Origin of the sequence: Rhodopseudomonas sp. WA056, assembly GCF_010906995.1 — a bacterium.
Taxonomy (GTDB): Bacteria; Pseudomonadota; Alphaproteobacteria; order Rhizobiales; family Xanthobacteraceae; genus Rhodopseudomonas; species Rhodopseudomonas palustris_G.
Genome location: NZ_QPFS01000159.1, coordinates 1 through 9,299 on the forward strand (window position 1 = coordinate 1; position 9,299 = coordinate 9,299).

General features: G+C 66.4%; 10 protein-coding genes and 1 tRNA gene. 5 read left to right on the forward strand and 6 right to left on the reverse strand.

The window, feature by feature from the left end; translation table 11 throughout:
* From DU475_RS21680 to DU475_RS21700, 5 genes are all read right to left on the reverse strand, one after another.
* On the reverse strand, window positions 1–1,001 hold a 1,001-nt coding region (locus DU475_RS21680; RefSeq protein WP_164633297.1), incomplete at its 3' end, for a hydrogenase small subunit.
* Between the two features lie 235 nt (window positions 1,002–1,236).
* Complete coding sequence (locus DU475_RS21685) at window positions 1,237–2,682, reverse strand: nickel-dependent hydrogenase large subunit (RefSeq protein ID WP_164633298.1); 1,446 nt, start codon at window positions 2,680–2,682, stop codon at window positions 1,237–1,239.
* Complete coding sequence (locus DU475_RS21690; protein ID WP_246700390.1) at window positions 2,679–3,701, reverse strand: NADH-quinone oxidoreductase subunit B family protein; 1,023 nt, start codon at window positions 3,699–3,701, stop codon at window positions 2,679–2,681. Before DU475_RS21690 ends, DU475_RS21685 begins: the two co-directional genes overlap by 4 nt.
* An 803-nt stretch (window positions 3,702–4,504) precedes the next feature.
* Window positions 4,505–4,594, reverse strand: a tRNA-Ser gene (locus DU475_RS21695).
* A gap of 155 nt (window positions 4,595–4,749) precedes the next feature.
* Window positions 4,750–5,895, reverse strand: coding sequence for an ROK family protein (locus tag DU475_RS21700; protein WP_047308165.1), 1,146 nt, complete (start codon window positions 5,893–5,895; stop codon window positions 4,750–4,752).
* Window positions 5,896–6,224: 329 nt separating this feature from the next.
* Here DU475_RS21700 and rplU point away from each other — a divergent pair, with 329 nt between their 5' ends.
* From rplU to DU475_RS24135, 5 genes are all read left to right on the forward strand, one after another.
* Window positions 6,225–6,605 carry a 50S ribosomal protein L21 gene (rplU, locus tag DU475_RS21705; RefSeq protein ID WP_047308166.1) on the forward strand — a complete coding sequence of 127 codons (381 nt, stop codon included), beginning with the start codon at window positions 6,225–6,227 and terminating at the stop codon, window positions 6,603–6,605.
* Between the two features lie 87 nt (window positions 6,606–6,692).
* On the forward strand, window positions 6,693–6,965 hold the full coding sequence (gene rpmA, locus DU475_RS21710; protein ID WP_013500321.1) for a 50S ribosomal protein L27: 273 nt from the start codon (window positions 6,693–6,695) through the stop codon (window positions 6,963–6,965).
* Between the two features lie 134 nt (window positions 6,966–7,099).
* The gene (locus DU475_RS21715) at window positions 7,100–7,699 is read left to right on the forward strand and encodes a GNAT family N-acetyltransferase (RefSeq protein ID WP_164633299.1); all 600 of its coding nucleotides are present in this window, start codon (window positions 7,100–7,102) and stop codon (window positions 7,697–7,699) included.
* Between the two features lie 203 nt (window positions 7,700–7,902).
* Window positions 7,903–8,094 (forward strand): hypothetical protein, encoded by a 192-nt coding sequence (locus tag DU475_RS21720; RefSeq protein ID WP_142883878.1) that lies wholly within the window; start codon window positions 7,903–7,905, stop codon window positions 8,092–8,094.
* 129 nt (window positions 8,095–8,223) lie between these two features.
* A complete protein-coding gene (locus tag DU475_RS24135; RefSeq protein ID WP_013500318.1) occupies window positions 8,224–8,397 on the forward strand; it encodes a hypothetical protein in 174 nt (57 codons plus the stop codon).
* On the opposite strand, the gene DU475_RS21725 is transcribed toward DU475_RS24135, so the two are convergent.
* The gene (locus tag DU475_RS21725) at window positions 8,398–9,297 is read right to left on the reverse strand and encodes a DMT family transporter (RefSeq protein WP_164633300.1); all 900 of its coding nucleotides are present in this window, start codon (window positions 9,295–9,297) and stop codon (window positions 8,398–8,400) included.
* Window positions 9,298–9,299: the final 2 nt, after the last annotated feature.

Below are 9,299 nucleotides of genomic sequence, written 5' to 3' on the forward strand. Positions count from 1 at the left end.
CCCGCGACCGTGGCGCCGATCTGGTCGGCGTTGGCCTCGATACCGAACTGATTGATGGTGGTGAGCCGGTCGTAGAACGACCCCTTGTCCCAGAACGCGTCTTCCGAGCAGCCGATGCAGCCGTGGCCCGACTGGATCGGGAACGACACGCCGCCGTTCCAGCGCACCGTCGAGCAGGCGTTGTAGGTGGTCGGCCCCTTGCAGCCCATTTTGTACAGGCAATACCCCTTGCGGGCGCCGTCGTCGTCCCATTCCTCGACGAACTGACCGGCGTCGAAATGCGACCGGCGATAGCATTTGTCGTGGATGCGCTGGGAATAGAACATCTTCGGCCGGCCCTGGCGGTCGAGCTCGGGCAGTCGTCCGAAGGTGATGATGTAGGTGACGACGCCGGTCATCACTTCGGCGATCGGCGGGCAGCCCGGCACCTTGATCACCGGCTTGTTGCGGATCACCTTGTCGATCGGGGTGGCGTTGGTCGGGTTCGGTTTGGCGGCCTGCACGCAGCCCCACGAGGCGCAGCTCCCCCAGGCGATCACCGCCATCGAGTCCTCGGCCATTTCCTTCAGCTTCTCGACGAAGGGACGGCCGCCGTCGATGCAGAACATGCCGTCTTCGTTCAGCGGCGGATTGCCTTCGACCGCCAGCACGTACTGGCCTTTGTACTTCTTGCGGGTCTCTTCGAGGATCGCATCGGCCTGATGGCCGGCCGCCGCCATGATGGTGTCGTCGTAGTCGAGCGAGATCATCGACAGCACCGCATCCTTCACCAGGGGATGCGCCGAACGGATGAAGCTCTCCGAGCAGCAGGTACATTCCAGGCCGTGCATCCAGATCACAGGCACGCGCGGCTTGGTTTCCAGCGCCTTCGCGATCTGGGTGCCGCCGATCGGGCCGAGGCCGAGACTGGTGGCGGTGAGACTGCAGAATTTCACGAAGCTGCGCCGCGTGATGCCCTGCCGCCTGATCACCTCGTAAAAGGTTTCCGTCACTGCACCCATGATGGCTCCCGGTGTCCCGCCCTCTCGAAGTCTCTGGACGGACTTCGCAACTTCACGAGAGTTCGCAAGAACCATGCCAGCAACGCGAAGGAATGATGCGGTGCACCAAGTGCTTGATACGAACGGTAAAGCGCGACGCGCTCGGGTGAGGCCGGTGAGCTTCGGGAAACGACGAGGTGATAAGCCGGTTGCGGCGCTGACAACCGAGTGACCGCAGGTGCGATCAGCGAAGCAGTTAGTGTGCAGTGCACACCATGCAGGGATCGAACGAGCGCACGACGTGCTGGATGGTGACCGCTCGCGCGCCGGAATCGCCGACCGGCGTGCCGACCAGCGCTTGTTCGAGCGGGCCGGGAACGCCGCCCTGATCACGCGGCGAGAAATTCCAACTGGTCGGCGCGATGATCTGGTAGCGGCGGATGCTGTCGCCGCGCAGTTCGATCCAGTGACCGAGGCTGCCGCGGGCGGCTTCGACAAGGCCGATGCCGCTTCCGTCGCGGCCGCGCTCGCCCCGTTCCAGAAACGGCTCGGCAAGATCGAGCTGCCGCGCCCATTGCTGCATCGCCAGCACCAGCCGCGCGGTCTCGCGCAACCGCGCGATCACCCGCGTGGTGACGCAGGGGCCGAAGCGGCCGAGACAATCGCGGATCAGCGGATCGCCGTCGACCGCCTGTCGTGCCAGGGCGCCGACTTCGGCCGGGCCGCCGCCGAGCCGCGGCGCCTTGCACCAGCTATAGCCGGCCGGCTTGTCCGCATCGGGGACGGTGTCGGCTTCCATCGGCGACAATGCAGTGTCGCGCATCCAGGCGTGAGCCACGTCCTCGGTGATCGCGGCCGGATCGAATGCAGCGCGCTCCGCGCTGGATGGATCGAACACGCCGGCAGCGAACAGCGGCACGTCGTCGCCGTGATAGGCGCCGACGCTCATCAGCGGCAGCGCGATCCGCCCGAGCCGATGCAGCGCCAGATCGTCGGCCACCGCGAGAAAGCGGGCGAAATCGCCGTCGCGGCCATCGCGCCAGGTTTCGAGTGCTCGGGCGCTGTCGATCGCCAGCACGTTATCGAGGCTGTCGCCGAACACGGTGCGTTCGAGAAAGTCGCGGAGGTCGCCGATGATCGACAGCAGTTGCACCCGCTCGCCGAGATCGATCGCGCAGGTCGTGCCGCCCGGCTGAAACGCCAGACTGTGCGGCCATTTGCCGGCGAGCAGGCCCATGATCTGCAACAATCGCGCCCGCGCCGGCAGCATCGCCTGCGCCGCACTGCCCTGCACCGCCTTGAAGCGGGCCGCGATCTCCGGATGCCACGGCCGCTCCGCATAGGCATCGCGCGCGAAGTCCGGCATGAAGAACAGATAGAAGTGCGTCAGATGATCGGCCGCGTTTTCGGCCGCATGCGCCAGATTGGCGGCGAGCACGCCGTTACGCGCCGGCCGCACGCCTCCGGCCGCCCGTAGCGCGGCCGCTGCGGCCATCGACTGCGACACCGAGCAGATGCCGCAGATCCGCGGCACCAGCGTCAGCGCATCCATCGCCGATCGCCCGCGCAGGATCTGCTCGAAGCCGCGATACAGCGGTGCGGTGACTTCAGCCGACACTACGACGCCGCCGTCGATGTCCAGCCGCACTTCCAGATCACCCTCGACGCGATTGAACGGGCCGACCGTAATCCGCCTCGTCATGGCCGGCGGCCGGGATAGCTGCGCGGGGGCACCACGATGTGATCGGCCGCCGCGTTGGCGCGAACCCGGTTCGGCATCGCCGATTTCGACAGCGCCGCGAGCGCGACGAACCAGGCTTTCGGCATGTCGAGCGGCAGGCCGACCGGGATGCCGGCGAGCTTGGCTGTCTCCATGAAGCCCTGCGAGGTCTCGAAGCCCGGCGAGGTGCAGGCGATGCAGGCGTAGCCGCCGCTGGTGCAGGAGCCGCCGCCGTTCCAGCCGCGCTGGTTGCAATCGCCGACCGCCTGGGTCGCCTTGCAGCCGAGATGCTCCATCAGACAGCCCTGTTGCGACAGCTCCTCGGCGCTGGCCTTGTACTCGTAGAACTCGTTGCGGGCGCAGCCGTGATGGGCGAGGTGATCGGCAAAGAACCGCGGCCGGCCGTAGCGATCGAGCCCGTCCGGTCCCAGTCCGCCGAGCGCCAGCGACGCCAGCGTTTCGACGATCCAGCCGGGATGCGGCGCGCAGCCGGCGATGTTGATCACCGGCAATCCGGCGGCGGAGCGGAACTCGGCGCCGAGCGCTCCACCGCGGGCCGGCCCCGCGAATTGCAGGCCGGTCGCATCGGTCGGATTGTCGCCGGCCATAGGCACGCCGCCGAAAGCGGCGCAGCTTCCCGCCGCGACGACGTAGCCGGCGCGCCGCGCGAGGGCCTCGACCCAGTGCAGCACCGGGCGGCCGGTGCCGCCGAGCATATTGAAGCGGCCGGTGCCGTTCGGCCCGCACAGCAACGCGCCTTCGATCACCAGCGCATCGAGCCGCTGCTCGCCGGCGACGAGGCGATCCAGGATCGCGACGGCCTGATCGCCGGTCTCTTCGCTCGCCGAGGGATGCCAGATCAGATCGATGCCGAACCGGGCAAGCTCGGCGAACCAGCCGGCATGTCCGGCCTCCAGGGCGGCCATGGTACAGCCGCCGCAACTCGCCGCCTGCAGCCACAGCACGTCGAAGGTGCCCAATGCCGATGCCCCCTTTTGCATTTCAGTTGTCGTTGCCCCGGAATCTAGGGACGGTTGCGGACCGGCCGCAAGCACGAACTTTTTGCCCTTTCGGCAGTTCGCCCGCACCAGCCGTCGGGATCGCGGCCGAGTCGCGTGGTGTACCGGCGGCTGGGCGCGGCGGCACACCGTGGTGCCCGACCAGATCAGCGGGGCTGCAGACACCGGCCGATCTCGACGCCTCAAGCGTCGGCACGTCAGCCGGTCGTGTTGACCCGGCCATTCCGCCGCGATCCGGCCAGCGGCGACTGCATAAAGGCCCCGCTCGGAGACGGTGCTCACTGAGCAGTGCGGGTGGCAGCCATTGCGCTCAGCCTAAAGCTACTCCCCGCCGACCGGAAAGCCACTATACGCGAAGCCGTATAGTCTGGATTTATACGCAGGTGCGCATATTGACGGAATTCATGCAGACGGTGGCCCTCGCCGGCGTCGGCCTCGGCTGATATGCAGCCTGTTCGAAGATCTTGCCGAACGTGCAGTCGCAACAACCGATGCCGTTCTGGCGACACCCCCACCGGATTTCCAGAGCAAGCCGCCGCATCCCAGCGATTGGCTGTCCATACGCGTGTTCGCCTGCTTCTCGAAGCTGCGGTCAGTCGGCCGCGCTACGAAAAGTCGATAGTCGAACTGCTGAGCTTCGTTACCGGTCATGCCGGAAAGAGCGGGTTGGCAGGACCGCCCCCAGGCCATCGCCGGCGACCCGCAGCCAGCCCCTTCGACAACGGGCATCATCGACGGACCGAAAACCGACGGAATTTGAAGAATTTTTCGCTATTCAGGTCTAATGGCGGAGAGGGAGGGATTCGAACCCCCGATAGGCTTGCACCTATGCCGCATTTCGAGTGCGGTGCATTCAACCACTCTGCCACCTCTCCTTGGTGCCAAAGCGGGCGATTCACGCCCGGTGGTTGGGGCGTGTTCTAGGCGAGGAGCGGCGGATAGACAAGGCGGGGTGCGGCGGATTTCTCTCCGGAATCGACCGGAGAACGCCAGATCGCCGCCCCCGCGCGGCGCCGGGGGCCGCGGGAGATCAGGCCTTCTCCTTGCTATCCTTGTCTTTTTTGCCCTTATCCTTGTCTTTCTCCTTGTCCTTCTCGCGTTCCTTCTTCGCCTTGTCCTTGTCGCGGCGGTTGGTGAAGCGGGCGTTGCCGAGGCCGGTGCCGATCGTGAGCACGCCCCAGCGCTCGAATTCCTGCATGAACGGCACTTCGCTGAGGCCCTGGGCGACGCCGTCATTGTGCATCAGGATCGCGGTGTCGTGCTTGCCGATCATCGGGATGCCTTCGAGCAGGCTGCGCGGCAGGTGGAACTTGCTGCTCTCCCAATTGCCGGGCAGGTTCTGGGCGCCCTTTTCGATGCTGCCGTCGGCGTTGATAACGCCCGGACAGGAAATGCCGATGAACGGCGCCAGCTTGAAGCCTTCGTCTTCGGCCTGCGCGATCAGATCCTTCAGCATCCGCGTCAGCCGCTTCACCGCGCCCTCACGGGTCGGCTCGTCCTCGGCGTGGCGCCACAGGTCGGACTTCCAGACCGAGGCTTTCGACAGGTCCGGCGCCTTTTTCCAGGCGGTCTCGACCACGCCGCAGCGGATGTTGGAGCCGCCGATATCGACCGCCAGGATGCTGTCGTGCGCCTCGAAGATCCACGACGGCGCCAGATGCAGGCAGCCGATCAGCCCGGCCTCGTCGGGGTGAAACCGGATCGGCACCAGATCGACCGCGTGGCCCTCCGCCTTCAGCAGAATGTCGGTGCGGGCGATCGCCAATTCGCCGACCCGGCTTTGGCGGAAGCCGCCACCGACCACGATGCACTCGGTGTCGGCCCAGGCCTTGGTGCGCAGGAAACGCTTGGTGACATAGGCAAGCTCCTGGGCGAAATCCTCGATCGCGCTGTGCACCACCGCCGCGGCGGCGACGTCGTCGCTGGTCAGCGCCTCGTCGAGCGCGCCTTTGGCGATCTTCTTGGTATCCCGCCGACCAAAAGGATCGTCACCCGCCTCGCGCAGCGGCTTGCGCCAATCGTCGAGCAGGCGCTGGAATGCGCCCCGGCACGCGCGGTCGCCGAGAAACCCGTCGTCGTCCTTGATCTCGATATTGTAGCTGTCGATCTCGACCGAAGGCAGGCGCGTCGCGCCATGCCCGGCGATGCCGGCATTGGTGGCGGTATCCTCAGCCATCTGGAGCCCCCCGTTCGAACCGATCGACAACGATCCCGGAACCGGTTGGTTGCATGCCCGCTCCGGCTCCGCCTGCCGGGCCGTCCGCCGCCGGCAGATTCGCGGCCGCGCCGCCTTGACGGCAGTGACCCGGCGGGTATAAGTCACGCACCGGCGCGGGCAGGTCTCGCGCCGGATTGTTTTTGTGCGGCCAGAGGCGTGTTTTCGCCCGGCTCAAGTCCATCCGCACCGAAGCCGCGGCGCTTTCGTCGTCGCACCCCGTCATCGACTGACCAAAAAGCCGGCCCGGGTTCACCCGAGGCCGGGTTCGAACACGAAGGAACAAAAAGATGTTCGCAGTCATCAAAACCGGCGGCCGGCAGTACCGTGTCGTTCCGGAAGATGTGCTCGAAGTAGGCAAGCTCGACGGCGACGTCGGCACCATCATCCAGCTCGGCGAAGTGCTGGTGCTGGGCGGCGACACCCCGGTTCTCGGCGCGCCCACCGTGGCCGGCGCCACCGTGGCTGCCGAAGTGCTGGACCACAAGCGCGGTCCGAAGGTGATCGCGTTCAAGAAGCGCCGCCGCAAGCACTCCAAGCGCAAGCGCGGCTATCGCGATGAAATCACCGTGCTGCGGATCACCGAGATCCTCGCCGACGGCAAGCAGCCTTCGGTCGGCCCCCGCCCCAAGCGCGCCAAGGCGGCCCCGGCTGCGGAAGCCGCCGAGTAAGTCGGCGCGCAGCAGGCGTGACAAAAAAGCGGGATGATTCCGTAACGGGATTCATCTAAAAGGCATTTCGGATTTTGGAGACGAGCCATGGCTCATAAAAAAGCGGGCGGTTCCTCGCGCAACGGACGTGATTCCGCAGGCAAGCGTCTTGGCATCAAGGCGTTCGGCGGCGAGCGCGTGATTCCCGGCAACATCATTGCGCGTCAGCGCGGCACCCAGTGGCATCCCGGCCTCAACGTCGGCATGGGCACTGATCATACCTTGTTCGCCAAGGTGGAAGGCCACGTCGAATTCCGCGCCAAAGCCAACGGCCGCACCTACGTATCGGTACTCCCGATTGCGATGCAGGCGGCCGAATAGACGGTGGACAAAAATATGTGTCCGCCGGGTCCTGTCAAACCGGCGGAGCACACCTAAGGGCTCCAGGGGAGGCGGGATAACCGGCCTCCCCTTTTTCTTTGCGTAGTTCTACGGCGCATCTTCAGGAGCCCGCCATGTTGCAGGAGATCCCGACCACCACGCCCTCGTTGCGCGAGGCGAGACCTTGCGTCCTCGAGACCGAGCGGCTGACGCTGCGCAAACCGGTGCTCGCGGACGTTCAGGCCATCGCTTCGCTCGCCAATGATCGCCGTGTCGTCGAGATGACCCGGCGGATGCCGTTCCCGTACACCCGCGACGACGCCGCGCGCTTCGTCACCGCGCTGCCCAAGGGCAACGACAGCGTGTTCCTGATCGAGGCCGAAGACCTGGAGCCGATCGGCCTGGTCGGCGTCGACTGGAGCGACCGCGATGCGCCGGAGCTCGGCTACTGGCTCGGCGTGCAGCATTGGGGCAACGGCTACGCCACCGAAGCGGCGCGGGCGGTGATCGACTTCACCTTCGAGGTGCACGGTGCCAGTCAGATGATCTCCGGCGCCCGCGTGGTCAATCCGGCATCGCGCAACGTGCTGGAGAAGTGCGGCTTCCAATGGACCGGTGTCGAGCTGCACCGCTTCGACGCGATCGCGTCATCGAGCCCCGTCGACTGCTTCCGCCTGACCCGCGGGGTGTGGTCGTCGCTGAAGAAGTGGGGCACGACCAAGCGGCGGTGCTGACGCAGACGTCGTCGGGAGAGTGTACGCATCGGCCGGGCCGCGCCCCGGCCGATGCTGTTTCCGAGACAGTCGTATCAAGCCTCACCTTTGCTGTTACCCACCGCTTAACCACCGCCGGAGGAGAAGTAACCGACCTCGGTCGGAACCGAGTTCAGCGGGGCGGGCAAGCTGCGTAGGACGGACTTCCAAACAGGGAGTTCCAAATGTCCGCTCATCGCTACATCCAAGCCGTCCTCGCCCGCGACCTCGCCGAAGACATCAAGCCGCTCGCGCCCGCGACGATCGATCAGATCGAACGTGCCGCCGACCGTGCCGCGGAGGCCGATCAGCATCGCGAGCGGACCGAACAGCTCAGCTTCCGCTTTGTCGATCTCGACCGCCGGTTCGGTATCTGATCCTGGCGGCCAGGCGCGTTCAATCGGCGCTTAACCATCGCCGGCTGATCGCGCCGCCTCCAACTTCGCGCATACGCGATCTTCATCAACTACGTGTAGTCAGGCGTCAGTTCGACCAGGGAGGTCCAGATGCCCGTTTCGCCCGACCAGGCCGCCGCCGTCCGCGACGTGCGCGACGAATTCCGTGCCGACCTCGACGCGTTCGAGGCGACCGAGCGCAAGCTGTTGATCGAGGAGCGCCGCGAACGTGCGCGCGTGCTCAGCGAGAGGTTCAACGGCCTGACGCTGCGCGTCAGCGAGTAGTCACGCGGCCGGCGGACGGGCCGCACGCTCGCGCCAGCCGAGATAAAGCCCGGAGCCGACGATGATCGCCGCGCCCACCATCAGCGCATGCGACGGGACATCGCCGAACAGCAGCCAGCCGAACGCGGCGGCGAAGATGATCATCGTGTACTGATACGGCACCACCACGCTCGCCGGCGCCAGCCGCAGCGAACGGTTGACGCACAGCAGACCGACCGCCGACACCGCACCCGAAATCGCGAACCAGACCAGATCGCCGGGGGGCGGCGTCATCCAGCCCGACGGAGCCAGAACGAGGCCGAGCAGCAGCGTTCCGGCGAATTGCTGCGAGGCCAGCACCATGTCCGGGGTCTGGCGCAAGAACCGCGTCAGCAGCAGCAGCCCTGCGAACAGCACGCTGGCGAGGATCGCGATCAGCGCCGGCCAGCTCACGGTCTGGGCCGAGGGCTGCAGCGCGATCAGCACGCCGACGAATCCGATCACGATCGCGATCGCCCGCGGCTTGTCGATCGGCTCGCCGAGAAACAGCGCTGCGCCGACGGAGACGAACAGCGAGGAGGCGAGATAGAAGGTGATGACGTCGGCGAGCGGCAGATAGACGGTGGCCAGATAGAACACCGCGACTTCGCAGGCGGCGATCAACGTCCGCGCCAGTTGCAGGCCCGGCCGCTCCAGCCGCGCGAACGCCTTGCGGTGACGCCAGATCAGCGGCGACAGCACCAGCAGCCCGGCCAGCGCCCGCAGCAGCAGCAATTGTCCGACCGAATAGGTCGCCACCACCGTCTTGCCGGCCGCGTCGGAGAACGAGAACGCCAGCATCGCCAGCAGCATCAGCAGGATGCCGGCGATCCGCGCGGTGCGCGGATCGGATGCGGTGGTGATTTTGGCGAACAGCCCCATAT